This window comes from Paenibacillus sp. N3.4 (assembly GCF_008017805.1).
Classification (GTDB): domain Bacteria; phylum Bacillota; class Bacilli; order Paenibacillales; family NBRC-103111; genus Paenibacillus_E.
In genome coordinates this window covers 1-24,228 of record NZ_VRTT01000043.1, presented here as the reverse complement: position 1 = coordinate 24,228, position 24,228 = coordinate 1, and the positions used below count along the sequence as shown (strand labels likewise).

Genomic DNA, 24,228 nt, shown 5'->3' with positions numbered 1-24,228 from the left:
TTTGTTACAAAACGAGATTTAATTATTGCTTGCTATTTTTCTTCGCCTTCATCCGCGCTTTAATCTTATCTGCATAGCCCGGTTTATTGGATTGCCGCTCGCGCGCGATCGCCAAATCTCCATCGTCTACGGCATGTGTAATCGTTGAACCAGCGACAACATAAGCGCCTTTGCCAATTTTGACAGGAGCGATCAAGTTCACATTGCTACCTACAAACGCATCATCGCCTATTTCCGTCAAGCTCTTGTTGAATCCGTCGTAGTTCACCGTAATCGCACCACAGCCAATATTTACATTACTTCCTACCATCGCATCCCCTACATAGCTCAAATGGGACACTTTGGTGCCTTCGCCCAGCGTTGCATTTTTAATCTCTACGAAGTCTCCGATTTTCACATTTTTACCGATATTAGCACCTGGTCGTAAATAAGCAAATGGCCCCACACTTGCACCATCATCTACAAACGCGTCTTGTAGGATGGATTGCTTAATCGTGACCTCATCGTGGATCGTCGAATCAATAATTTCCGATTGCGGTCCGATCGTACAGTTATCCCCGATTGCCGTACTCCCACGCAAAATTGTCCCCGGCAGCAGAACGGTATCCAGTCCAATCGTAACACCCGATTCGATATACGTATTCGACGGATCTATGATCGTCACACCGTTAAGCATATGTTGGCGGTTGATTCGTTCTTTGAACAATCGCTCAGCTTCTGCCAGCGCTACACGATCATTGACCCCAATAGATTCAGCGCTGTTTGCCATGCAATAGCCTTGCACCACGTCACTTGCGGCTGTTAATATCCCAATCACATCAGTCAAATAATATTCATTTTGTACGTTTTGATTTGTTACGGAGGCAAGAGCATGGAACAATTTGCGATTATTGAAAATATAAGTCCCTGTATTAATCTCCTGAACAGCCGCTTCCTCGGCATTACAGTCCTTTTGCTCCACAATACGTGTGACACGCCCGTCTTCCCCACGAATAATACGTCCATACCCATGCGGATCATCTAGCTTGGCTGTCAATATCGTGGCTGATGCGCCTGATTGCCGATGAAGCTCAATCATGCTTTTCAGCGTAGCTGCTGAGATAAGCGGTGTATCGCCGCAAATAACAATCGTCAGACCTTCCTCCGCGCCGAGAGCTTCCTTCGCTTGCAGAACAGCATGGCCTGTGCCAAGCTGCTCCTTCTGTAAAGCATACGCCACACGCTCACCCAGGTAAGCTTGCACAGCCTCTGCTCCATATCCAACAATGACAAGCGTTTGATCTACTTCTATATCCTGCAGCGTATCTACAACGTGCCCAACCATCGGTTTACCCACAACGGGATGAAGCACTTTGTAAAGCTTAGATTTCATTCGCTTTCCTTGTCCTGCCGCCAGTACAATAGCCATTAGTTTCAACTTCGTTCCAACCCCTTTATTAAAAAATGGTTCTTCGTTTCTATGTAATAAGTGATGAATTCTCCACCAAATATAGCATCAAATGCACCCAAAAGAAAAGAGAGCCCTCAGGGCTCTCTCAATAATCTGAATTATGCGCCTTCTTCAATAACTTCTTCTTCGACAGCTGCTCGATCATATTCAGCCAATACCGCAGCTTGAATTTTCTCGCGTGTAGTTGAAGAAATAGGATGCGCGATATCACGGAACTCGCCATCTGGCGTTCGTTTGCTAGGCATAGCCACGAACATCCCGTTATTACCGTCGATGACACGTATGTCGTGTACGACGAATTCGTTATCAATGGTAATTGAAGCAATCGCCTTCATCCTCCCTTCGGAGTTGACCCGGCGGAGTCTTACATCTGTAATTTGCACTTTGTGTTCACCACCTTTTTCCATCTCTGAGACTTGGGTGTAATTATTCCACATTGTTGTGCAAATTCCTTCTTCTTTTTCTGAAATTTTTGATAATTTTATACGATCTTTATGTTTCTGTTAAATTTCGACAGGAATCACAGCAATTAACTCTATTTCGACAAAAACATCACGAGGCAACCGCGCAACTTCGACAGTCGATCTGGCCGGTTTATGCTCACCAAAGTACGTCGCATAGATCTCATTTAGCTCAGCAAACTGATTCATATCCTTTAAAAAGACCGTTGCTTTCACTACGTCGTTAAAGGAAGATCCGGCTGCATCAAGTACACCTTGGAGATTTGTGAACACTTGGTGAGCCTGTTCCTTCATACCGCCCTCTACAATCTGTCCGTCCAACCCGAGTGGTATTTGTCCAGAGGTAAATAACAGATTGCCAAGTTTGACTGCTTGCGAATAAGGACCGATGGCAGCAGGCGCTGCCGTAGTTGAGATCAATTCCATCGTTTACGCATCTCCTTTTATACTGTCAAAATAATTGCCGGGTTCCACTGTTATCTGTTTGGTCTTGGAGTCTACACCATATAAACGGGCCAGTGATACATAATGATCTACCAAATGCTCTTCGACCTCGCAGGATTCCATGAATACCCCTACACCTTGAACAGAGGCCTTAAATTCAGCTAACAAATCCATCATGCCGTGAATCGTACCGCCAACATGCATAAAGTCGTCAATAATGAGTACTTTAGATTCTTCTTTCAAAGCCCGTCTCGCTAATGACATGGTCTGGATGCGCTTGTTGGAGCCTGACACATAATTAATGCTAACCGCAGACCCCTCTGTTACTCGACCGTCTCTGCGAACAATAACAACAGGAAGATTCATATAAGTAGCCGTCGCATAAGCGAGCGGAATGCCTTTCGTTTCTACAGTCATGATCACATCAATATCTCGTCCAGCAAATGCCGAAGCAAATGTTTTGCCAATTTCATTCAAATATTGGGGCTGCCCCATAATATCAGACATGTACAAGTAACCACCTGGCAGAATCCGTTCAGGCTGCTGTAACTGTAAGCAAAGGTTCTGAATAAACTTCAGTGAAGTTTCTTTCGGCACTTTTGGCGAAAACTTCACGCCACCCGCTGCACCTGCAAGTGTATGCAGATCACCCAGGCCTTCTTCTTCAAAAACTTCTTTAATAATCGCTAGGTCTTCACTAATCGAGGACTTAGCTGAGTTGTATCGCTCGGCAAAAGTCGTTAAAGGGATTAACGAGTGAGGACGAAACAACAAATATTGCGTCATTTCTACCAACCTAGCGCTCCTTTTCAACTTTTTCATCGCACTACCCCCCATAAATCCGAATAATATAAAGAAAATATACCATTTTTATACGTATTTATTCAAGCTTCACATGAAAATTATATTAACATAAACTTCACACTAAACTAACACACCAGATAGTTGGAGAAATGCTGCCCATTCATGATTTAAGTTAAACATTTCTTCTTATGATGCATTTCTCTTATCCCACAAGGATCAACGACTTCGTAGTCCTTTAGCGATGAGCGAGTTTATCATGGTAGATGCGAAGCAAGTGAATTGACATATACGCTTATCCACTGAAAAAGAGCCCCTCACAGGGCTCTTTTGTCGTCCGCACGTTCGTTATTAGGTTAACATCCGCACTGCATAAACATCCTTGCAAAATCCGCGCAGCCCGTTATATATACGAGGCACTTTCGCCTCCTTGGATACAAGACCAAAAACCGTCGGACCGCTGCCGGACATCAGTACGCCATCCGCACCCAGTCGCTGCATGCATTCTTTCAAATGCCTCACCTCAGGATACAAATCCAAGGTCACTTCCTCCAGCACATTGCCGAGACCTTCACAGAGTCGATCGAATCGCTTGTCCCGAATCGCTTCCAAGACACCCGCTGTAGAAGGATGGTGCTTTATTTCCTTCGCATTCAACTTCCCGTATATTTCAGAAGTAGACACATTGATTGGCGGTTTCGCCAAAACAACCCAGCATTGAGGCGGTGAAGGGATACGCTCCAGCTTCTCACCACGTCCTCTGGCCACTGCTGTTCCACCTGTTACACAGAAAGGCACATCCGAACCCAGTTCCGCCCCAAGTACCTGAAGCTCTTCCATGGGAATATTGAGGTCCCAAAGTCGATTCAATCCTCGCAGCGTCGCTGCCGCATCACTGCTTCCGCCCGCAAGACCTGCTGCCACAGGAATTTGCTTATCCAAATGAATGTAAACGCCTTGTTTAACATCATAACGATCCTTAATAAGCCGAGCTGCTTGAAATGCCAGGTTCTTCTCATCAAGCGGGATATAGCCCGCCTGACTGGAGATGATGATGGTATCGCGCGCGAGTTCCTGCATTTCAATACGATCCGCCAGATCAACCATCGTCATAACCATCTCAACTTCATGATAGCCATCTGCTCTTTTATGTAAAACGTCTAGGGATAAATTGATTTTGGCCGGTGCTTTTTCAAAAATCTTCATGAGTTCACCTTCTTTTGCTCGTTTGCCGTTAAAATATTATAACAAAAGTGCAAAAAAAAAGCTAAAGCATTCGCTTTAGCTGTAGTTGGGGCGTTGTTCAGCTTGAACAGGCTGCTGCGAACCGAAAAACATAGGGTTCGGAGGCGCTGCAGACGCTTGATTGGCATATGACGAGCTTGATGCATTCGGGTTATAGGACGCAGTCGTATACGGTGAGGAATACGCAGATGGCGTTTGCTGCGTGAATTGCTGTCCACCGGATGCGTACGGACTCAAACTCGCCTGCATGTAGGATGGAGGTGCGCTAACTGGGTTGTAAGCCTGCTGATGGTAACTTGCCTCATTATAAACGGGTGAAGACTGGCTAAGGCTCTTCTGGGCGCTTGTAGGAGCCTGCTGCTGCGCATACGCCTGTGTATAGCCCCTTCCTCCCTGGCTGTAAGCAGAAGGCGATGAGGCTGTGTACTGCTTGGCCAAATGCTCTTCTGCGATCTGTATGGCTCGTTTGACCATATTTCCTGCGTCCTTGGTTCGAATCCCTTCCCAACCTTCGCGCTGCACCACATCATAAAAACCTAAATCTTTGGCCAGTTCATATTTAAAGCTCTCCGACATAACACTTCTTCTGCGACTCATGCTAATAACCTCCTTCGCGTTTTACTCACGTAAACGGACTGCACAAATTCCAGTTTGAGCTTCTGGAAAAATTCGCTTCGTCAGCAAGGCTTAGTATGTGTCATTCCTAGAAGGTCCATACAAATGCAAAAACAGACCCTAGGGTCTGCTCATATAAGAAACGCATTAAGCTAATGTTGGATGTAGGTGATACGAACCTGTCCGTCATCGTTACATACAGTAACTTCTACGGATTCAGTAAGGATATCGGCGTAGCTGTAAGACACTCGTTTAAAGGCATGTGACTCTTGGTCTAATTTCACAATAAACACAGAAGGGTAGGTTTCTTCTAAAACACCAGAACGCTCGATGGTTTTACGACGGCCACCATTCGCTCTCAACATGATCTTCTGCCCAACGTGGGGTTCCAAACTGCGTTTGATCTCCAATAGCGCATTTTTTGCCATTGTCAGCTACCACCTCTTTCCTTGTTAATTATAACCCATTCAGACAGGCATGTCAAACTAGGGTCAAATATTATATCAGCACCACATTCCCGTTGTCAACGCCATTTTCGGCTTATTTGTATTTTCCCCATTTTACAGGTTGTCTCCAAAGTTCGTAAATTATTCACACTTTTTCCAAAGATACTTCAGCACATAAAAAACACCTACTTCATCATCTCCCCAAAGAGATAAATGACAAGCAGGTGTTTGATGAACGACCGTTTCTCTGTCGACTCCTATCGATTTTCTTACCAATATGGAGAAAAAGCGAAGAACCATTTACTCATGTTCCGGCGATTGTAAAATACCAGGAATCCCCAGTCGGTAACTGCCTCGGGTTTCCAGTCCTCCCAACCCTTCCAGTCCCGTTACTGTCAAGTCCACAATATCCAGCATGGATATGGTTTCCTTCACGGAAGTATAGGACAGCTTAGTCGCTATACAAAGGGGGTCTAAGGCATGAATTAAAATGCGGGCAGGAGAACTAGCGAAGTTCGCTCCCGCTCGCAGCAGCGCCTCAAAATGGGACTGACACGCGCCAGCCACCACGATCAAGGAATCGCGATTGCGTTCAAACTGTCTTGCCGTCTGTACCGCGTTCACAAAATGCTGAGAATTTTTGTAACTGCTCAAACTATGGAGCTCACCGCTCTTGCGGTGCTTGAGAATCCCATCATGACCTGTGATAACCACAATATCCGGCTTGATCTGGGGGAGAAGCCTATAGAGTGCTTCTGCCATTTGCGGCTCGGGAACATAGAAGCCTTCCGCAGGAACGCGAAGCTCACCATAAATCTGCATACACTTACGTAAATAAGACGGGTCCCCATCCAAATGAAGCACTTTCCCCGGTACTTCAAAATAACTGGCAGCAGCCTTCTGTTTATGGGTTATGGAGAGTTGATTCTTCTCCTGCAATTGCATTTGGGATACAGCTAAACGCCGAAGCGATTCACGAAATTGCGGCGTGCTTGAACGCGGATGATCAAGCGTCTCTGCTTGACTCGAAGCCGTCAAGTCTGTTAATGGCGCATCTGCTAGCAGACGGTAATCCACACCACGCAGCACTGCCTTCAGCTGCTCGATGCGTTCGATCTTGAACATGACGTCACCGCCATAGGATTTACGGGTAACAAAATCTCCTGGCCTCATCGCACAAATCCCCTCCTAGGGGTATCCTATGGCGGGACTAGGCATTTGGTGCGGGTTATTATTTATTTGCAGCCGTGCGCGCGGAGAGCCGACGACAAGCGCGCGTATTCTTCCATACTGAGCGTCTCGCCGCGACGCGAAGGCTCAATGTTACAGCCGTGCAGCAGCGCTTCAAGCTCAGGCTTGTTTTCTTTGGTAAAGAACCGCGCAGCTAGGTTATTGTAGAGAGTTTTGCGTCGCTGCACGAAGGATGCCTGGACAACAGCGAAGAAGAAGTCCACATCCGCCACTTCAACAGGCGGCGCTTTGCGCACACGCAGCCGGATTACAGCGGAATCCACGTTCGGCTGCGGAACGAAAACGGTGCGCGGTACAATAGTAACGAGCTCCGGTTCGCAGTGGAACTGTACGGCAATGCTGAGGCTGCCGTAATCTTTCGTGCCCGGACGAGCTGCCATGCGGTCGGCCACTTCTTTCTGGATCATCACGACGATATTCTCCAAAGGCAGCTTCTCTTCGAGAAGCTTCATAATAATCGGCGTCGTGATGTAGTAAGGCAGGTTGGCGACGACACTGACTCCCTCCACGCCCTCGAAGTGCTGCCGAAACAGCTCCGGCAGGTCTGTCTTCAGAATATCCCCATGGACAACGGTAGCATGGGGATAGGGCTCCAGCGTTTCTGCCAAAATAGGCAGCAGGCGCTGATCGATTTCAACGGCCAACACGCGACCTGCAAGCTTGGCTAACTGTTGGGTGAGCGCACCAATACCGGGGCCGATCTCAAGTGCAGCCTTATTAGGCCCTAACTCAGCGGCGGAAACGATCTTGCTCAGGATGTTTTGATCAATCAAGAAGTTCTGGCCCAGACTCTTTTTGAGTACGAGACCATTGCGCTTAATAATTTGTTTCGTTTTACTGGGTGTAGCCACGTCTTCCGCTGTTACAATAATCTCATTGTTGGGTATATTCATCTTATAGACCTCTTTTATTATAGGTTCTAACCTTCATGGCTGCACACTAGACGCCAATTGCTCCAATGCCGCCTCAAATTCCTCACGAGAAATCTGAAAGATCGCGCAACGCTTATAAAATTGTTTGCCATTACAATAGCCAATCCCAAGTGCCTTACCTACGATCAAACGACGAGAAGCTGCCTCCGCATGGACAATGAGTCCGGCTGCCATCAGATCATCCATCGTCAACATGGAAACAGCCCCATCATATTCCGTACGAAGACTCTGAAGCGCTTGACGAATCGTTTCTGGCGTCGCATTCTCCACACCGATATCACCCTTATAGGATGCCTGCTCTTGTGAAATGAAGGCATGCTTACAGCCTGGCACCTTGGCAGCTACAATCTTCCGAATCCGCTCACCTGCGTGATCAGGATCGGTGAATATAATAACACCTCTGCGCTGCTGAGCGAGAGCGATTCGCTTTAACACAGCTTGCCCGATGGCTGAGCCGCCTGTCTCGATCGTATCCGCTTCGACGGCTCGGCGAATAGCTGCTGTATCGTCCTTGCCTTCAACGACAATCACTTCTTTAATCATAACCGTTCCCTTCCCAGTACGCAGAAAAAGAAGAGGGGTCCCCTCTTCTTTCGCCCAGGCTGAAGCCTGGTAACGTATATATGACATTGTACCCGCTGAAATAGACGTTTACACGTTAATTTTCAGTCGGTTTTTTTGGCCCAACCACATAGACCGTATACCCCTGTTTTGTTCCGAATTTATTGGCATAGCCGTTATCTTCAAAATACACATCAATGGTTTGCCCTTTCACAGCGCTGCCTGTATCCTCAGCACGGCGGAAACCAATACCTTCAATGTATACCCACCATCCTAGTGGGATAACTTTAGGATCAACTGCAATCGTTCTGCCTTCAGTAACCGTAGTACCTGTATAAGTCTTACCAAATCCCGGGCTTCCTTCGGATTTACCTGTTGATTCAGCTCCTGCGGAATAAGCAGTCAGCTTCACGTTCTTTAATATTTGTTTATACCCGAATGTCACACCATTCTTAGACACTTCATCCACGCTCGGTGATGATGCGGAAAGCGCAACAACGACGTTTTTCGTGCCAATGGCCACGACTTTATTCACTCTTTCTGTTTGAACCTCTTCACCCACAACTGCTTCCGCGACTAAAACACCATCTTCGAAAGTCTTTTCTTTCTTCTTTAAGCGAACGCCCTCTTTACCTTCTTGGACGATCTGCTCTTTGCCTTTGAGCAGCGAAGCGTCGTTCTTTTTCTCTGTATCGAACGCAATCGGCTCACTTACTTCCTCCGTCTCTTTTTTCACACGGACGATTTTGATTTCATCGCCAGAGGTCAGAGCGGCTGTCGGTCCGGGAGATAATTTATCGAGCTCCCCAAGTGCAATATGTAAACGTTGCAATGCACTTTCTACCGTTCTTGCAGTTGTGTAAACAGTGGTGGTCTTTCCATCAGCAGTCAGTTGAATCGGTGATGCCTGTTCGATTACAAATTTCTCGCCACCCTTGATTGTGGTCGTAGGCAAAGCAGAAATTTCATCGTGTTCACCAATCTTTATGGCTTGTTCATCCAGTAGGCGTTGCAGGACCCATTGCTTCGTATGCACAACGGTTTCTTGTCCATTCACAACCACGGATACGCTCTTGGTAGCCGTACCGTACAACAACACCAAAAACATGAAAGTCATTGCGATTGAGATTATAGCCAAGCTTAAAATCAAACGCAAGTTTTCATGCTTCCATCGCAATGCGAAGGACATGCTGGATGATCGTTTTACATGGGTCTCGCTAATAGAGATACTGCCCACTTCTTCGGTCCTCCTTCAAAGCCTCGCCGCCAGGTTACAGCATGATTAAATTTGACGCGACTAAGGTTTTTTAGTTTAACTTAACGTGTTCGCCTTCAGCAGCATGGTCTTGAACCGCAGCTCATCTGGTCGTCCCACCCCAATTACCTATTCCTCATCCTATGAGCACACCAATGAGAATATCCTTAGGAATATGAAAAAGCCAGCAAGAAGAGGACTCTTCTCGCTGGCATAGTTTGCATAGTGAAATGCACAAATACACGCACGACAATCGTTACCTCTCTTACGCTTACGAGGTTAGCTGACGGATTCGGACGTGAGAGTCGCCCTACCTAGACGTAAACTTGCATTTATCGTCATTGGATTCACCCCTGTTACTCACTCTGTTTACTCAAGCAGCGAAACGCCTTTTGAGCTTACAGTGGTTCCCCCGTTCCCATGAATGGAACTCAGCGAATTGGAAAATTGGCAAATTGGATATTAAGTTATTATGAAAAGTATATTACGCTGTTAATCTCAACCTGTAAAGGGATTAACACCTATTAAAAAGGTCTAAATCAGCTAAATACCGTCTAAATTTATAAATAAATCGCATTATATCTACATGTAACTCACTATAACGTACGTATACTTCTTTTTTTAATGTTTTCACACTCAAACTAGGCTTATTTAGCAAATTTGTTTATAATGATCGTGGATGTAATGATTGAATTACTTACAATAATTTGCTAATCAGGGAGGCAATGAGATGGGTCTCATTTTACAAGTAGACTCTTTGTATGGGGGATATTTACCGAATAAACCTGTTCTTCATGAGCTCACTTTTTCAATTCGTCAAGGTGAAATGATGGGTCTAATTGGACTTAATGGCGCAGGAAAAAGTACAACGATTAAAAATATTCTCGGCCTTCTTCAACCTCATCGTGGATCTATACGGATAAACGGTTTAACTTTATCGGAAGATCCCATCCCCTACCGCTCCACGTATGCTTACGTCCCCGAAAGTCCGGAGCTTTATGAAGAGCTTACGATACGAGAGCACTTGGAGCTCACAGCTATGGCCTACGGCTTATCGAAAGAGGAATACATGAATAGATCACAGGCTCTCTTAGAACAGTTTCAAATGAAGGACAAGCTAAACAGCTTCGCCAGCCACTTATCCAAAGGGATGAAGCAGAAAGTAATGATCATGAATGCCTTCTTAATCGAACCTTCGTTGTATATTATTGATGAACCGTTCCTTGGTCTTGATCCCTTAGCTATCCGCTCTTTACTTGAGTTAATGGTTAAAATGAAACACAAAGGAGCTTCTTTTCTGATCTCCTCACACATTTTGTCTACAATTGAGAAATATTGCGATAATTATGTTGTTCTTCATCGAGGCCATATGGTTGCGCAAGGTGATTTAGTCGAATTACGCGAACAAACCGGACTCCATAATGCGTCATTAGACGACATCTTTTATAAGCTTGTTTAGAGGATTCCTTATGAGACAAATGGACTTCAATTCGGGCTTCAACACCAGCGTCTTGTGGCGACAACGATTTGAGCATTATATGAAGGAATCCATAGGCTATTGGCAGTATGCCGCACGCAGCAATTTCATAGGCTTCATCTTGTTTCTCGTCATTGTTTCTTCCTATTATTATGCGAAAATATTACAGCGTCTTCCGACAGATTATCCCTATCTATGGATCGTTCTCCTGGTGCTGATTCCGACATTATCATCCAGCCCCATTCGAACGTTGGTGAGAAGTGCAGATCGCATGTTTCTGCTTCCAGCTGAGCATCAAATGAGCGCTTACTTTCGTCATGCTTTCATGTACAGCTTAACACTGCAAGCCTTTTGGAGCTTTATCGCCTGGGTCGTTTTATGGCCTCTATATCACCACTGCATCGGAACGGGAGAACAGCACTTCTTACTGATGCTTGCCCTGTTTCTTCTAATAAAGATAGCCCACTTACAAGCAAGCTGGCAAGAAAGTCGTTTTGCCCATCATCACCTGAGAGTGGCGTCCGTTATTTTTCGCTGGACAGCAACGGCAGTTGTTCTTTCTTTACAGTTTTTATTAAGTATTTTGTGGGCAAGCAGCGCAGCGCTATTGCTTGTGTTCGTATGGTTAGCAGCGACCCACTTCGTCTCCAAATACTACATTGGGTGGGACTATCTCATAGCAAAGGAACGGCAGCAGAAGGCTCGTCTCTATTCCTTTTTCAACTGGTTCGTGGACGTGCCTCAATTGCCAACACGAATAACCCGCCGTAGGTGGATCAGCGGGTTAACACGATATATACCATTTAAACAAGACGCTACATATCTATATGTGTATATGAAGACATTGCTGCGCACCGAGCTGTTCACCGTAATCATGCGGATTACCTTCATCGGAGTACTGGCTATTGCCGTATCCAGCAGCGAATTGGCACGGAGCATCATCTTCCTTATCACGATTGTGATTTCACTCGTACAATTAACTGCGCTTGATCGTGCTCATCGCTACACCTTCTGGATGGAGATGTACCCGCTCAACCGTAATTTGAAAGCAGGCTCGGTTGCTTTTCTTATATGGATGGTTCTTCTGCTTCAAACCTGTATCCTTATAATTCCACTATTGATTCGCTCTTCACCCAGCTATATCTTAATGCCGATCATTAGCCTCGCGCTAATTTCGTTTATATGTGCCGTTGTTCTTCGACGTAAGTTTCAAGCCAACGATTTACTTGAGACCTAGCAAACGGATGGCATTATCTGTCGTAATCCGAGCCATTTCTTCTAAGGTCATTCCCCTTATTTCCGCGGCTGTCTCGGCGACCAGTCGAACATAAGCCGATTCGTTACGTTTGCCGCGGAATGGGTGAGGGGTTAAGTACGGAGCGTCCGTCTCTATGAGCAAACGATCCAAGGGTACCTGAGCCAGCACTTCCTTCGGCTGTTTAGCATTCTTAAACGTCACGGGACCCCCAAATGAAATATGAAAATTCATGTCCAAACACTGCTTAGCTGTCTCCCAGCTCCCCGAAAAGCAATGCATGATTCCGCCAACTTCAGCTGCTTTCTCTTCTTTCAAAATCTGCAAAATATCTTGATGCGCATCCCGGTTGTGAATGACAATAGGCATACCTAATCGGCGCGCAAGTTGTATCTGTTCACGAAATACTCGCTGCTGAACATCTTTTGGGGACTTATCCCAATAGTAATCCAATCCTATTTCCCCGATAGCGACGACTTTTTCATGTTTACATAGCTCCTCAATCCAAGCCAAATCGCCAGGCTGCATATCAATAGCATCTACAGGATGCCATCCAACCGTTGAATAAATGAAATCGTATCTTTCAGCAAGAGCAATGGAGCTTGGAATCGTCTCTCGATTGAAACCAACATTCACCATTCGGGTTACACCGGCATCAAGTGCACGCGCAATGACTTCGTCTTGATCTTCATTAAACTGTTCAGCATTTAAATGTGTATGTGAATCGGTTAGCATAGCTGTCTCCCTTATTTCGATTATTCTTGTTCACCTAACAGTGCCCATAGGTCCGGATAATCCGTGGCATTCAAACGTTCCAGCAGCTCCTCCGGATAATAAATACGGTGCTTGCCCATCTGGAAACCACTTATAGACTGTACAATTTCAGATCGATGTGTAATCTCCGTTAATTTCTCCTTATGATCAAGCAGTAAAATAGGCAGATTGTCATCGTTTTCACCTGGCCTGTACACATCATACGATTGATCCGATGGGAAATCGATTTCCATGTAATACGTAGGATCAAATCCGACCTCCAGCATCCCTTTTTCCATTCGCTGAATCAGACGTTGATTCGTTTCTTCAAACGTGCTGTATTTAAACAGCTTACGATCCAAAAACCTTTTGCAAATATCGGCCAAAATAGGATCTTTCTCATGACTCCAGAACGTTAACATCGTCTGCATCACAGACTCATCTAACAATAAATAGTCTTCTAACGAGATTTGATTTTGAATGAGGTGTAAAATAGGCTCCACCATAAATCCAAATGTGTAGTTTTCTTCGTATAAATGCTTAGCGCGTGCAAAAACTTTATGCAGCAAAATTTCCGCGCTCCGCGTAACAGGATGGAAATAGACTTGCCAGTACATTTGGTAACGGGACATCAAATAATCTTCTACCGCATGCATACCGCTTTCTTTGACCACAATATGCCCTTTATAAGGCCTTATCACTCGAAGAATTCGTTCAAGGTCGAAGGTTCCGTAGTTTACTCCTGTGAAAAAGGCGTCTCGCAGCAAATAATCCATACGATCCGCATCCAACTGACTGGATACAAGACTAACGACGATTTCTTCGCTATAGGATTTACATATGACTCCGGCCACCTTTTTCGGAAAATCAGGGGAAACCCGGCTAAGTACTTCATTTACCTCCGTATCCCCTAGGACAATCCGGCATGACCAATCCTCATGCTTCGTACCAAATGCTTTTTCTATCGAATGTGAAAAGGGGCCATGGCCCAAATCGTGCAGCAAAGCCGCACATAAGCAAAGCAATCGTTCTTCTCTTGGCCAATCCTCATATAGATTGCGTTCGAATTGCGAAATAATTTTACGAGTAATTTCGTAAACCCCAAGAGAGTGAGAGAATCTGCTGTGCTCAGCACCATGAAAAGTTAAATACGAAGTTCCTAATTGCCTGATACGACGCAGTCTTTGGAACTCTCGTGTGTTGATTAAATCCCATATTGTAGCATCCTGAACATAAATATATTTATGAACCGGATCTTTAAATACCTTCTCTTCCTTCATCTAGTCACTACCTCTCTTTATAATAGTTATAACCTTTCGACAATTCAACCTCAAGCTTCGACATTATAAGTCGAATTTTGTCGAATTATATATTCCAATTTTAATCGTCATCAGCCCCTAATGCCCTCTATTAATATTTATTTATTTGTAAAAGGCATTTCGTAGTATACGACTTACAAATCCTTATCCTACATGGTTTTATACACTTTCAATTCGTGACAAGATTGCAAACTTTTATAAATAACGAATAGAAAATCCAAGAAAATCTAGTTGACTATTTTGGGAATGGTTGGTATCATAAAGCAAGACGATATGTCGAATCGTGACGATATTGATAAATTTTTTATAAAGTCGAAAGGGGTTTTATATATATGTTGAAATCTACTGGTATTGTTAGAAAAGTTGATGAATTAGGTCGCGTTGTTATTCCTATCGAATTGCGCCGCACTTTAGGTATAGGCGAGAAGGATGCTTTGGAAATTTATGTAGACGGCGAGCGCATCATGCTGAAGAAATATGAGCCTGCTTGTATTTTCTGCGGTAACGCTGAGAACGTTACCTATTTCAAAGGAAAAATTGTTTGTCATATTTGTTTAGCAGAAATGCCAACACCTGTGACAAAATAAGAAAAGTAGTATATAATAGAAGTAGCACTAATTCCTATTGGTAATTCTAACCTTTTTCATATCTCCTTTAATCTCTAATTTGTTAGCTTCGGCTACGGATTAGAGATCTTTTTTTGTCCGGTTTTGTTGCCAAGCTTAGAACCTTGTTTATCGTGCTGCCAGATTTCCTCTACTTAACGTCAAGTATTCCTCATAATCTCGACTACATTTTGTGGTCGTTTCATGAAGCCATCTATTTGGAAAAAGCAAGCGGGCACTAGCCCGCTCTTTGCTTCAGCGCTCAAGCAGCGCGTTGTACACATCACGCTTGGACAGCCCGCGATCTACTGCGACCAGCTTAAGCGCATCTTTGCGCTCACTACCGCGCTGCTCGTAGTGCTCGACATGCTCACCGAGCGACATAGGCTCCCACCAGCCGGCAGCGGCGGCCGTTGCCTCCGCTGCGGAGGCGCCTTCGGCGATAATACAGTACTCGCCCTGCGGTGGGAACTGCTCCAAGTGCTCTAGGCACTCGGCGAGGGTACCTCGGATGAATTCCTCGTACCGCTTCGTCAGCTCGCGGGCTAGACAGACTTGGCGCTCCGCCCCCCACACTTCCGCCATGCGGGTAAGTGTTTTTGCCACGCGGTGCGGCGATTCATAGAACAGCAGCGTGCCCAGCGCATACTGCAGCTCTTCCAGCACCTTCGTCTGATCACTTTTCTCCCTAGGGAGAAAAACCGACGAAGCTAAAACGCTCTGTCGGGAGGCCTGATGCAATCAGGGCCGACAGGGCCGCATTCGCGCCGGGGATGGGAACCACCGGCACGTCTTTGTCCACGGCCATCCTCACCAGGTCATAACCTGGATCGGAAATGGCCGGCAGGCCCGCATCGCTAACCAACGCGATGCTTTGTCCATCAAGCAGCAAGCGGACTAGTTCAGGTCCGCTTGCCTGCTTGTTGTGCTCGTGATAGCTGACGAGTCGCGTGGCGACTTCAAAGTGCGTCAGCAGCTTGCGTGTTTGCCGCGTGTCCTCAGCGGCAATCATACTCACTTCTTTCAGTATGCGAATTGCACGAAACGTCATGTCTTCTAAATTGCCGATCGGCGTAGCAACCAGATACAACGTACCTGCGCCGGTTCCTTCTGAGTGATAACTTTTTTGCACATTCAAGCTCAATGTCGGTACCCTCTTTACTGTAAGGAGGTTCTGCCTCCGTAATAGATTTCTTTCAGTTCTTTGCAATATTCTTGGTTTTCATCATAGACGATGAGCGGCGGTAAAGTACGAATCTCAGGTTTACCATCCTTCATGCCCTCCACCAACACCATCATTGCTTCTTCTCCTGCACGAGCATGAACGTAGCGGATTCGCTTAGGTTCCAGCCGATATTGTCTCATTAGGCAGCAAATATCAATTAAACGGGTAGCTCGATGCACCATGGCCACTTTCCCGCCCGCTTTAACCAATTTACTGCAAGCCGATATGACATCCTCCAACGTGCAATGAATTTCGTGACGTGCGGCAGCAAAATGCTCATTACTATTTTGTTCACCATTAGGAACAGGTAAGTATGGGGGATTCACTGTTACAACATCGAACTGACCATGGCCTAAGGTTTGATGAATCGTTCGGAGATCCCCTTGTAACATATGCAACCTTTCTTCTAATCCATTAATCTCTGCATTTCGAACCGCCATATGCGCCAAGCGTTCTTGGATTTCAACTCCCCAAATTTCTGCTCGGGTACGTGTTGTTAGTAGCAAGGGTACGACTCCGTTCCCCGTACATAGATCAATCATACGTCCTTTGGGCGAAACACTGCAAAACCGGCCCAACAGGATCGCGTCCAGTGAAAAGCTAAAAACCTCATCACTCTGAATAATTTTTAAATTGTGTGTCAATAAGTCGTCAATTCGTTCAGTAGGTAGTAAAGGGACTTCTTTCATATGCGCTCTCTTTCATTTCCTTTCTTGGTCTTCCTCATGATCGAAAAAAACCGTAAGGTACACACCCCTACGGTCAATTCCTTATTTATTTAAAAAGGATAGGCAGAACAAACAATCTCCTTCGGTTCGAAGATGTCCATAGTACACATTACAAATGTGAAAACCTTCATTATATAATCGGGTTAAATTATCATAGCCTGCTCCCGTTAGCGGTAGTGGCTCCTTCGTCTCGCCTTCCGGCTGCTCAAGAACCGTTTCGTCTTGTCGAATTAATTTGCGAAGCTGCTGATTTTCTATGCTTAGTCTCTTATTCTCTTCGATGAGCATGATAATTCTTTTCTTTAAGGCACCTAACTCGGCATAAGTTGTACCCATTCGTTCTTCAATGCCATCTACCTGTTCGAAAATATCCTGTTTATCCACGCTTTCACCTCTAATGCCATGCATACTTACTGGCCAGCGCCTCCTTGGATCTTATGCCTGATCTTGTTCAATCACATCGTCGAAAGGTAAATCGAGTGCTTTACCAAGGTCAAACAGCTGAACCTTAGCAGTACGTTCGCTTATATTTAAACCTAATACTTTGCCGTTACCAAAAGAAGTAATTACATGCTTACCTACTGTTGGTAATGAATCTTTGGCACTCTCATAGTTGTCATGTTCGTATTTCAAGCAGCACATCAATCGGCCGCAGAGTCCGGAAATCTTCGTCGGATTGAGTGACAAATTCTGATCCTTTGCCATCTTAATCGATACCGGTTCGAAATCTCCCAGGAATGAGGAGCAGCAGAGAATTCGTCCACATGGACCTATTCCACCAAGCATTTTGGCTTCATCCCGCACACCAATTTGACGGAGCTCAATGCGCGTACGGAAAATACTGGCTAAATCTTTAACAAGCTCGCGGAAATCTACGCGTCCTTCTGCCGTAAAATAGAAAATAATTTTATTGCGATCAAAGGTATACTCTACATCTACAAGCTTCATCTTAAGACTGTGGTCCTTAATTTTCTCATGACACGTTTGAAAAGCATCTTTGGCTGCTTTCTTATTGTCTTCCACTAAATCAGCATCCGTGAGATCCGCGATACGGATCACCTTTTTGAGTGGGAGAACCACATCGTTCTCTCTAACCGTCTTCTTCCCTACGACAACTTTGCCATATTCCACCCCGCGAGCGGTTTCAACAATCACGGCACTTTCTTTCTCGATGGGCAAATCGATCGGGTCGAAATAATATATTTTACCCGCTTTCTTGAAGCGGACACCAACTACCGAATACATGCTACACCCCCTGCATCTCCACTAGCATTTTCTCAATAACCAGCTGAGAATTGGCGTTGAAGCGCAGTCGTTTTTGTAAATCTACGGCTTGCTCCAACATACGCACCCAGACTGCGACATCTCGACTGAATGCAAGGGAGCTCATCCAGTCCAGCTGGTCATTATAAACAAGCTTGTCCCTGCGCTCTAAGCGCAATTGAACCATATCTTTAAACCATAGAATCAACAGATCAAACAGACTAGGCATATGGTCCGCGAGCTCCGTTTTGATGATTCTTTGTTGTACTGTAATTATAGAAGTAGGGAAACGAGTAAGCGTCTCCTTCGCTAATTGTAACACTACGGTTCTCATTTCTGCAAACCAATTCGCTCCGATTAGTTCTCTTGCCGCTTGCAAACCTGCAGTTAAATGTGCAGCAGGTTGTACAAGTGCCGGAGCATGTCCTTCTTGGAGCAACGTCAGAACCATTTGATCACGAGGCATCGGTGTGAAATTTATCCACTGTGCACGCGATTGAATCGTCGGCAGCAAGGCATTGCCGTTCTCCGTAATGAGTATGGCAACTACACGAGAAGTCGGTTCTTCAAGAAATTTCAGCAAACTATTCGCCGCTTGTATCGTCATTTTCTCCGCATAATGCAAGATATAAATCTTGGTTCCGGATGCTGTGGCCCTATAAGCGAACTCTTTTTGCAACTCACGAATTTGCTCGATCTTGATCGAAGCTCCGTCTGGCTCAACCACATGCAAGTCCGGATGATTGCGATGCTCAACCTTCCGGCATTCCAAGCACTCGCCACACGCATCATCCTTCCCATGCTGACAATAGATAGCTTTAGCTAAAGCAAATGCCATCTCTGAACGGCCCGTCCCAACGGGACCGCTAAAAATATAAGCATGGGACAGCTTATCATGAATCAAACCATTTTGCAGAAGTCGCTTAGCGGCTGCTTGTCCGGGTATGGTTTGGAAAGACATTCCATCTTCGCTCCATCCTAAAATAACAAATTAATCAGCATGCCTCGGATTTCTCCGATTTTCACCAAAATTTCGATCCTTCCCTGCTCGTTCTCCAACAGTTCATCAGCTAACGAAAGCAATTCTTGATCGATTTCCTCTAAAAGCTTATATCGTTTCGAACGACCGCGACGATCCCAGCCCTTCGTATCTCTCAAATTCACACCGCGACGGGCTGTTTCCTCCAAAAATTGCCTGATCAGCAGCTTATATTGCAAAAGCCCTCTTACGGTCATAGCCCGTGATAGTCGATCACCCTGCAGCGTAATTTGCTGCACCATTTTGGTTAGCTGTTCCTGAGTAAATTTCTCATCGTGCTGTTGCATAATATCCGAGAAATTTCGGGGCGCCATCTGTGGCGGTGGGACGTTCTCGTTAACCTTGACGTTTTTACCAATGGGTTGCCACCCCGGATTAATTTTCAAATTACATCCACCCTTGTGTCGATCTATTTAGATTTAATAATGTTCAAAACGTTCGACAGGCAATACGAATACGGCGGCCCCGCCCACTTGAACTTCCACTGGAAATGGAATGTAGGAATCCGTTGTACCCCCCATTGGCGAAACAGGTGTAACCAGTTGCTCCCGAATTTTGCAATTAGCGCGAATGACATGCATGACCTCTTGCACTCTCTCATCTTCTGTACCTATCATAAAGGTTGTATTCCCAGCACGTAGAAATCCCCCTGTACTTGCCAACTTCGTGGCCCGAAAACCTTCTTTGATCAAAGCGTTGGAGAGACGGTTACTGTCTTTATCTTGTACAATGGCTACAACTAGTTTCATGAGTGATGCCTCCTTTTCATTATAAACCAAGAATGACTTCCCTGCTTTATCAGGAAATATGTTCCTTGAGCAGACGATTACAATCCGCTACGATATCCGCAGTAATCTCATCTTCGATACGGTTGGCGTCAATGACACGAACACGCTCCGCATGCTCGATAGCTATCTGATGGAAACCATCTCGCACACGACTATGATAATGAATATTTTTTTGCTCTATACGATCTAATTGCTGCGCATTGGCGACTGCCCCTGAAGCTCTATGATGAAGTCTAGCCAAACTCACTTCTACAGGAACATCCAAAATGTACGTGCGAGTCGCCTGCAATCCTGAACTGGCAAAGTGCGAGATAACTCTCACCATATTTACGTCTACGCCCAGTCCGTAAGCTTGATAAGCGATACTGGCGTCGATGAAGCGATCGCATAGTACGATACGGTCCGCTGCGAGTGCCGGCAGTATCAATTCATGCACGTGTTGTGCACGCGAAGCTGCATACAGCAGTACCTCTGCTTGGTCGACCATCTCCTCATGCTCAGGGTCTAGAATAAGACTTCGAATCTTATCGCTGATTGCCGTACCTCCAGGTTCTCTCGTTACCAAGACATCATGTCCCAGCTTCTTAAGCTCCTCTGCCAATCGTCGTAATTGTGTTGTTTTCCCAGCGCCGTCTGGCCCTTCAAACGTTATGAAAATTCCGCTCACACTATCCTCCTGCAGTAAGTCTCTACTTGATGTTGTCATGGTTTATGTGTATATCTTTAGCTTTGCGTCTGCCCAAATTCAGTTCCTTGAAACTTGATACCCCTTGCTGCTAGTTGCAATAGTGCTTCGGCTACAGTTGCGGTTATCATTTCCCCGGGGTACAAATAGGGAATCCCCGGCGGATAAGGAATAACCATATCAGCCGAACATTTGCCAACTGCTTCCTGTGCACTAACCATTCTTACCTGTGCCTCTACTCCCCCTGCTCTCGTCAAATCTCGCAAACCAAAAGCAGTCGGTAAAGAGATACGTGTGTAGAAGGGTAATTTATTTATATTCGAGATAGGCGCACAAAGTTCCTTCTTTTGCGCGAGGACATCCAAACAAATGTTGTTTAAAACCTCATAAACTCTAAGCATATCTTCCTTACTCGAGGCAGGTGTAAATACAAGCAGTACTTGTCGCCCATCTGTCATTTCTACAAAGCATCCTTCTCTTTCTAACCTATCCTTGAGTTCGGTTCCTGATAACGTTTCGGTAGCATCATAAATCGCCACTTTGAATGGATCTGCAGTCGTATAACCAACTTCTGGCTCTACCGGAAAAGGACGAGGTTCATAGTTAAAAATCGAAAGGCTTTGAAGACGTGAACCGAACTCATTTACAACCTCAAGCCCCTCATCCAACCATTCTTTCCCTTCCGTGTGCATTTTCTTTCTTGCTAAATCCAACGAGGCCATGATGGGATAGGAAGGACTTGAACTCTGAAGCATCGTTAGAAGCTGTTTGACTGCTCTACGATTGATTAACGGCCCCTGCACATGAAGCATCGCTCCCATGGTCATAGCAGTCAGCATTTTGTGCGTAGATTGTACCACTGCATCGGCTCCCTGAGATAACGCGGAAGCAGGCAAGTCAGGATGGAAACCGTAATGTGCGCCGTGCGCTTCGTCAACAAGTAATATTTTTCCTTTACTATGCATGAAATCAGCGAAAGGCTTGAGGTCAATCCCCATGCCATAGTAATTCGGATTCGTAAGAAATAAAGCTTTCGCTTCAGGATACAGAGCTAATGCTTGCTCTACATCCTCTAGCAGTATGCTTGTTGCTATACCCGTTCGATTGTTAACGGCAGGCGTTATGAAAACGGCCTTGGCCCCAGCTAACATAAGACCGTTAATGACAGATTTGTGCGCGTTCCTTTGGATTAGAATGACATCATCCCGATCACAAACTGCAGCGATCATGGCTAAATTACCAACCGTACTTCCCCCAACAAGGAAAAAAGTTTCTTCCGCACCAAAACAATCCGCGGCTAGCTCCTCTGCATCCTTGATAACGCCATCGGGATGGTGCAAATCGTCGAGTCCTGTAATTTCTGTATAATCAATGGACATGACTGCCTGGAGAAAGTCAGCCCCATCCTTATGTAAACCTTGCCCAGATTTATGGCCAGGCACGTGAAAGCTGGAAGAATAACTATGATGATGAGCTACCATTGCTTCATATAAAGGTGCCCGGAATTTCTTTTGCATGGACATACATCATGACTCCTTGTACCTGCTAGTTTATACCCTAATAGTAGAGGATTGACGCTAAAAAAACAAAAAAGCTTCAAACTGAAGCTTTCCTATTAATTCATATATGATTTCGCATTCCCCGGATAAAAAACTTTCTTCATTTGTTTGACGAAAAATGGATACCTTTGATCATTGACGTTCGTTTTGACCAACTCATTACTGCATCCGTCACATATAAATGTTGTTACAATATGAATGCCGCCAATCCGCTGTTGTTCGCAAATCATACATACCCCAATACGATTCTCCTCCATATGATCACCTCTTGCCCTTTTTTGACTAGTATATCCGATTCTCGTTTCTCCTAAACTAGCTAACCCTCATATTTAGTATGCTTTCAACCGATATAAGGTTGTATACTAGGTTAACTGCCTTACGGAGGTCATCATGTCCATGCAAGAACCGAATCTCTCCAAGCAATCTACAATTTATAGCTACACATTAGTGAAGAGAATGTATCATTCTTTGTATAAAATCATTATTTACTTCATCTTGCTGCTAGCCATGCTTACCTATAAATTTGATCCTGGTAACTGGATTTCTTTCATTTTGAGCTACCCCCTACTTTTGATCTTTCATAGTTTGCTAATCCGGATCTACTTCCAATTTACAATTGGCATGGCTATGCGAGGCTGGTCCTATCGATGGGGTATTTTCTGGTCTGGTTATCTACCTGATGGAAACGCATCTATCCGCCTAGTAACCATCATACAGCTTCACCTATTCTGGATCGGACTCGCTATAATCGTCCTTCTATATCCTTGGATACCTACTCCATGGTTGATCCATCTGACTATTTTTCATTTATGGATGTTAATGCCGCGATTATGGATGCTTTTCCGCTTCCGGCCTTACCGAAAGAGTGGTTTAATTAAAATTACAAGCAAAGATACCTCCTGCTATGTGCAGTAGTGTGCCCTATATATGAGGAAATACCTTGGGGTCTGGAATTATAACACAATAACTCTAATGTAACGCTGAAAATTATGCTTAAAGACCGCCATGAGAGTTGATCTTCCTGACGGTCTTACTTATTTGTAGGGGCTCTTTACTTTCTCAGCAAAATAAAATAAACCTAGCGTGAAGCTTGGTTCTCAATCATTTTGTGTTGCTTCCACAACAGGAGCCTTCGAGTAATGAAGTAACGCCTTACTTATGTTATCTACGCTAACGAACCGTAGCGTTGTTAGCGACGAGAAATGAGCCTGTCCATTCATCTAACGAACTGAAACGACCTTATGGAGTCGATTTTTATTGAGTTAATGAGCTTTTACTTGCAATAACGCGTCTGGAGTTCGTTAAAACGATAACTCTTTGTCATTTGATCAAATAAGGCTTGCTGAGTTCGTTAGACGTCCACCTCAAAAAAAGGAAAGGCGCTCAACATGTTGAAATCGACCCCGACGCCAAAAACACGTTCGGAGTTGGATAAAAGCGTAAGAAGCTAGCTATCTTCCCCGCATCATCAACAGGAAAATCTGAGTCAGCCGAGACTTTCTCACCCTGGGATTCTCCATGAAAAGAGTACCCCCTCAGTCCTCTCCTGAAAACTTAAACTTTTTCTAATATAAATATGGGTTAAGCTTCCGCTTAACCCATAACCAAAAACATTTAAATTCATATATGTTGAAAAAAGAACCTTATCCAGATTAGCGGATAAGGTTCTTACAAGTGCTTGGCAACGTTCTACTCTCCCAGAACCCTGCGGTTCAAGTACCATCGACGCTGGAGGGCTTAACGGTCGTGTTCGAGATGGGAACGCGTGGGTCCCCTCCGCCATCATCACCAAACTAAGAGTTTTGCGAAAGCAAAACTTACTTCGAAAGCTTAAGCCTTCGTCAAAGCGTTTGTTTGCGCCTTGAAAACTAGATACGAAACGTTGCGTAAAGTTTGAATTGCTTAGGTTTTCTGGGCCCCAATCAAGTATTCGGAATTCGCTACAAAGCTTATCTTCACTTGGTTGGGATTAGGTTAAGCCCTCGACCGATTAGTATTCGTCAGCTGCATACGTTGCCGCACTTCCACCTCGAACCTATCAACCTCGTCGTCTACAAGGGGTCTTACATAC

The 24,228-nt window shown here is 45.0% G+C and carries 26 protein-coding genes, 2 rRNA genes, 2 pseudogenes and 1 riboswitch; of the genes and pseudogenes, 5 read left to right on the top strand and 25 right to left on the bottom strand.

Translation table 11 applies throughout. From position 1 onward, the window contains the following. Positions 1-22: 22 nt before the first annotated feature. The 11 genes and pseudogenes from glmU to FU659_RS20735 all read right to left on the bottom strand — a co-directional run bounded on the left by glmU (position 23) and on the right by FU659_RS20735 (position 9,443). On the bottom strand, positions 23-1,417 hold the full coding sequence (gene glmU / locus FU659_RS20785) for a bifunctional UDP-N-acetylglucosamine diphosphorylase/glucosamine-1-phosphate N-acetyltransferase GlmU (RefSeq protein ID WP_147949313.1): 1,395 nt from the start codon (positions 1,415-1,417) through the stop codon (positions 23-25). Between the two features lie 131 nt (positions 1,418-1,548). Further along, complete coding sequence (gene spoVG, locus FU659_RS20780; RefSeq protein WP_028557369.1) at positions 1,549-1,833, bottom strand: septation regulator SpoVG; 285 nt, start codon at positions 1,831-1,833, stop codon at positions 1,549-1,551. 120 nt (positions 1,834-1,953) lie between these two features. Further along, complete coding sequence (locus FU659_RS20775; RefSeq protein WP_147949312.1) at positions 1,954-2,337, bottom strand: RidA family protein; 384 nt, start codon at positions 2,335-2,337, stop codon at positions 1,954-1,956. A gap of 3 nt (positions 2,338-2,340) precedes the next feature. Continuing rightward, the gene (purR, locus tag FU659_RS20770; RefSeq protein ID WP_147949311.1) at positions 2,341-3,177 is read right to left on the bottom strand and encodes a pur operon repressor; all 837 of its coding nucleotides are present in this window, start codon (positions 3,175-3,177) and stop codon (positions 2,341-2,343) included. 330 nt (positions 3,178-3,507) lie between these two features. After that, positions 3,508-4,362 carry a 4-(cytidine 5'-diphospho)-2-C-methyl-D-erythritol kinase gene (ispE, locus tag FU659_RS20765; protein ID WP_147949310.1) on the bottom strand — a complete coding sequence of 285 codons (855 nt, stop codon included), beginning with the start codon at positions 4,360-4,362 and terminating at the stop codon, positions 3,508-3,510. Between the two features lie 465 nt (positions 4,363-4,827). Beyond that, positions 4,828-4,998, bottom strand: a pseudogene (locus tag FU659_RS20760) (small, acid-soluble spore protein, alpha/beta type); the annotation flags it as partial. 170 nt (positions 4,999-5,168) lie between these two features. Next, the gene (veg, locus tag FU659_RS20755; protein WP_147949309.1) at positions 5,169-5,444 is read right to left on the bottom strand and encodes a biofilm formation stimulator Veg; all 276 of its coding nucleotides are present in this window, start codon (positions 5,442-5,444) and stop codon (positions 5,169-5,171) included. A gap of 318 nt (positions 5,445-5,762) precedes the next feature. After that, complete coding sequence (gene yabG / locus FU659_RS20750) at positions 5,763-6,635, bottom strand: sporulation peptidase YabG (RefSeq protein ID WP_147949308.1); 873 nt, start codon at positions 6,633-6,635, stop codon at positions 5,763-5,765. 62 nt (positions 6,636-6,697) lie between these two features. After that, the gene (rsmA, locus tag FU659_RS20745; RefSeq protein WP_147949307.1) at positions 6,698-7,606 is read right to left on the bottom strand and encodes a 16S rRNA (adenine(1518)-N(6)/adenine(1519)-N(6))-dimethyltransferase RsmA; all 909 of its coding nucleotides are present in this window, start codon (positions 7,604-7,606) and stop codon (positions 6,698-6,700) included. Between the two features lie 33 nt (positions 7,607-7,639). After that, the gene (rnmV, locus tag FU659_RS20740) at positions 7,640-8,188 is read right to left on the bottom strand and encodes a ribonuclease M5 (protein ID WP_147949306.1); all 549 of its coding nucleotides are present in this window, start codon (positions 8,186-8,188) and stop codon (positions 7,640-7,642) included. 115 nt (positions 8,189-8,303) lie between these two features. Next, a complete protein-coding gene (locus FU659_RS20735; protein WP_147949305.1) occupies positions 8,304-9,443 on the bottom strand; it encodes a resuscitation-promoting factor in 1,140 nt (379 codons plus the stop codon). A gap of 271 nt (positions 9,444-9,714) precedes the next feature. After that, positions 9,715-9,908, bottom strand: a riboswitch (cyclic di-AMP (ydaO/yuaA leader). Between the two features lie 283 nt (positions 9,909-10,191). Here FU659_RS20735 and FU659_RS20730 point away from each other — a divergent pair. Then, positions 10,192-10,920 (top strand): ABC transporter ATP-binding protein, encoded by a 729-nt coding sequence (locus FU659_RS20730; protein WP_147949304.1) that lies wholly within the window; start codon positions 10,192-10,194, stop codon positions 10,918-10,920. Between the two features lie 10 nt (positions 10,921-10,930). After that, the gene (locus FU659_RS20725; protein WP_147949303.1) at positions 10,931-12,175 is read left to right on the top strand and encodes an ABC transporter permease; all 1,245 of its coding nucleotides are present in this window, start codon (positions 10,931-10,933) and stop codon (positions 12,173-12,175) included. Here FU659_RS20725 and FU659_RS20720 read toward each other — a convergent pair. Beyond that, positions 12,161-12,928 (bottom strand): TatD family hydrolase, encoded by a 768-nt coding sequence (locus tag FU659_RS20720; protein WP_147949302.1) that lies wholly within the window; start codon positions 12,926-12,928, stop codon positions 12,161-12,163. The two genes, FU659_RS20725 and FU659_RS20720, sit on opposite strands and share 15 nt — an antisense overlap. A 20-nt stretch (positions 12,929-12,948) precedes the next feature. Beyond that, positions 12,949-14,226, bottom strand: a complete 1,278-nt coding sequence (locus FU659_RS20715; protein ID WP_147949301.1) for an HD domain-containing protein — start codon at positions 14,224-14,226, stop codon at positions 12,949-12,951. Positions 14,227-14,597: 371 nt separating this feature from the next. Here FU659_RS20715 and FU659_RS20710 point away from each other — a divergent pair, with 371 nt between their 5' ends. After that, positions 14,598-14,852 (top strand): AbrB/MazE/SpoVT family DNA-binding domain-containing protein, encoded by a 255-nt coding sequence (locus FU659_RS20710; protein WP_147949300.1) that lies wholly within the window; start codon positions 14,598-14,600, stop codon positions 14,850-14,852. A 113-nt stretch (positions 14,853-14,965) separates the two neighbouring features. Continuing rightward, a complete protein-coding gene (locus tag FU659_RS35690) occupies positions 14,966-15,112 on the top strand; it encodes a hypothetical protein (protein WP_187274288.1) in 147 nt (48 codons plus the stop codon). A gap of 13 nt (positions 15,113-15,125) precedes the next feature. Here the strand turns inward: FU659_RS35690 and rsmI are convergent. The 10 genes and pseudogenes from rsmI to FU659_RS20660 form a co-directional block, all read right to left on the bottom strand. Next, positions 15,126-16,014: pseudogene (rsmI, locus tag FU659_RS20705) on the bottom strand (16S rRNA (cytidine(1402)-2'-O)-methyltransferase). 14 nt (positions 16,015-16,028) lie between these two features. Then, positions 16,029-16,784 carry a tRNA1(Val) (adenine(37)-N6)-methyltransferase gene (locus tag FU659_RS20700; RefSeq protein WP_147949299.1) on the bottom strand — a complete coding sequence of 252 codons (756 nt, stop codon included), beginning with the start codon at positions 16,782-16,784 and terminating at the stop codon, positions 16,029-16,031. 81 nt (positions 16,785-16,865) lie between these two features. Beyond that, positions 16,866-17,207, bottom strand: coding sequence for a DNA replication initiation control protein YabA (gene yabA / locus FU659_RS20695; RefSeq protein ID WP_147949298.1), 342 nt, complete (start codon positions 17,205-17,207; stop codon positions 16,866-16,868). A 51-nt stretch (positions 17,208-17,258) separates the two neighbouring features. After that, positions 17,259-18,068 (bottom strand): PSP1 domain-containing protein, encoded by an 810-nt coding sequence (locus FU659_RS20690; protein ID WP_147949297.1) that lies wholly within the window; start codon positions 18,066-18,068, stop codon positions 17,259-17,261. Position 18,069: 1 nt separating this feature from the next. Then, entirely contained in the window at positions 18,070-19,047 is a 978-nt protein-coding gene (gene holB / locus FU659_RS20685; protein ID WP_147949296.1) for a DNA polymerase III subunit delta', read from the bottom strand. Positions 19,048-19,064: 17 nt separating this feature from the next. Then, positions 19,065-19,511 carry a YaaR family protein gene (locus FU659_RS20680; protein WP_147949295.1) on the bottom strand — a complete coding sequence of 149 codons (447 nt, stop codon included), beginning with the start codon at positions 19,509-19,511 and terminating at the stop codon, positions 19,065-19,067. Between the two features lie 33 nt (positions 19,512-19,544). Beyond that, positions 19,545-19,874, bottom strand: coding sequence for a cyclic-di-AMP receptor (locus FU659_RS20675; protein WP_147949294.1), 330 nt, complete (start codon positions 19,872-19,874; stop codon positions 19,545-19,547). 49 nt (positions 19,875-19,923) lie between these two features. Next, on the bottom strand, positions 19,924-20,580 hold the full coding sequence (gene tmk / locus FU659_RS20670) for a dTMP kinase (RefSeq protein WP_147949293.1): 657 nt from the start codon (positions 20,578-20,580) through the stop codon (positions 19,924-19,926). 56 nt (positions 20,581-20,636) lie between these two features. Then, positions 20,637-22,121: an aminotransferase class I/II-fold pyridoxal phosphate-dependent enzyme gene (locus FU659_RS20665; protein WP_261807950.1), complete on the bottom strand. Its 1,485-nt coding sequence runs from the start codon at positions 22,119-22,121 to the stop codon at positions 20,637-20,639. Between the two features lie 92 nt (positions 22,122-22,213). Continuing rightward, positions 22,214-22,414 carry a sigma factor G inhibitor Gin gene (locus FU659_RS20660; RefSeq protein ID WP_147949292.1) on the bottom strand — a complete coding sequence of 67 codons (201 nt, stop codon included), beginning with the start codon at positions 22,412-22,414 and terminating at the stop codon, positions 22,214-22,216. 133 nt (positions 22,415-22,547) lie between these two features. Between FU659_RS20660 and FU659_RS20655 the strand changes: the two genes are divergently transcribed. Then, positions 22,548-23,072: a hypothetical protein gene (locus tag FU659_RS20655; protein ID WP_147949291.1), complete on the top strand. Its 525-nt coding sequence runs from the start codon at positions 22,548-22,550 to the stop codon at positions 23,070-23,072. A 761-nt stretch (positions 23,073-23,833) separates the two neighbouring features. On the opposite strand, the gene rrf is transcribed toward FU659_RS20655, so the two are convergent. Together rrf and FU659_RS20645 are read right to left on the bottom strand one after the other, a co-directional pair. Next, positions 23,834-23,950, bottom strand: a 5S ribosomal RNA gene (gene rrf / locus FU659_RS20650). 177 nt (positions 23,951-24,127) lie between these two features. After that, a 23S ribosomal RNA gene (locus tag FU659_RS20645) occupies positions 24,128-24,228 on the bottom strand; the annotation flags it as partial.

Bases quoted from the DNA above. Each gene is read 5' to 3' on its own strand.
- holB (WP_147949296.1), bottom strand. From the start codon at position 19,047: ATGTCTTTCCAAACCATACCCGGACAAGCAGCCGCTAAGCGACTTCTG.
- purR (WP_147949311.1), bottom strand. From the start codon at position 3,177: ATGAAAAAGTTGAAAAGGAGCGCTAGGTTGGTAGAAATGACGCAATAT.
- FU659_RS20720 (WP_147949302.1), bottom strand. From the start codon at position 12,928: ATGCTAACCGATTCACATACACATTTAAATGCTGAACAGTTTAATGAA.
- FU659_RS20660 (WP_147949292.1), bottom strand. From the start codon at position 22,414: ATGGAGGAGAATCGTATTGGGGTATGTATGATTTGCGAACAACAGCGG.
- FU659_RS20730 (WP_147949304.1), top strand. From the start codon at position 10,192: ATGGGTCTCATTTTACAAGTAGACTCTTTGTATGGGGGATATTTACCG.
- FU659_RS20655 (WP_147949291.1), top strand. From the start codon at position 22,548: ATGTCCATGCAAGAACCGAATCTCTCCAAGCAATCTACAATTTATAGC.
- FU659_RS20710 (WP_147949300.1), top strand. From the start codon at position 14,598: ATGTTGAAATCTACTGGTATTGTTAGAAAAGTTGATGAATTAGGTCGC.
- FU659_RS20700 (WP_147949299.1), bottom strand. From the start codon at position 16,784: ATGAAAGAAGTCCCTTTACTACCTACTGAACGAATTGACGACTTATTG.
- rnmV (WP_147949306.1), bottom strand. From the start codon at position 8,188: ATGATTAAAGAAGTGATTGTCGTTGAAGGCAAGGACGATACAGCAGCT.
- FU659_RS20675 (WP_147949294.1), bottom strand. From the start codon at position 19,874: ATGAAACTAGTTGTAGCCATTGTACAAGATAAAGACAGTAACCGTCTC.
- veg (WP_147949309.1), bottom strand. From the start codon at position 5,444: ATGGCAAAAAATGCGCTATTGGAGATCAAACGCAGTTTGGAACCCCAC.
- FU659_RS20715 (WP_147949301.1), bottom strand. From the start codon at position 14,226: ATGAAGGAAGAGAAGGTATTTAAAGATCCGGTTCATAAATATATTTAT.
- yabG (WP_147949308.1), bottom strand. From the start codon at position 6,635: ATGAGGCCAGGAGATTTTGTTACCCGTAAATCCTATGGCGGTGACGTC.
- ispE (WP_147949310.1), bottom strand. From the start codon at position 4,362: ATGAAGATTTTTGAAAAAGCACCGGCCAAAATCAATTTATCCCTAGAC.
- FU659_RS20775 (WP_147949312.1), bottom strand. From the start codon at position 2,337: ATGGAATTGATCTCAACTACGGCAGCGCCTGCTGCCATCGGTCCTTAT.
- FU659_RS20690 (WP_147949297.1), bottom strand. From the start codon at position 18,068: ATGTATTCGGTAGTTGGTGTCCGCTTCAAGAAAGCGGGTAAAATATAT.
- rsmA (WP_147949307.1), bottom strand. From the start codon at position 7,606: ATGAATATACCCAACAATGAGATTATTGTAACAGCGGAAGACGTGGCT.
- FU659_RS20665 (WP_261807950.1), bottom strand. From the start codon at position 22,121: ATGTCCATGCAAAAGAAATTCCGGGCACCTTTATATGAAGCAATGGTA.
- FU659_RS20725 (WP_147949303.1), top strand. From the start codon at position 10,931: ATGAGACAAATGGACTTCAATTCGGGCTTCAACACCAGCGTCTTGTGG.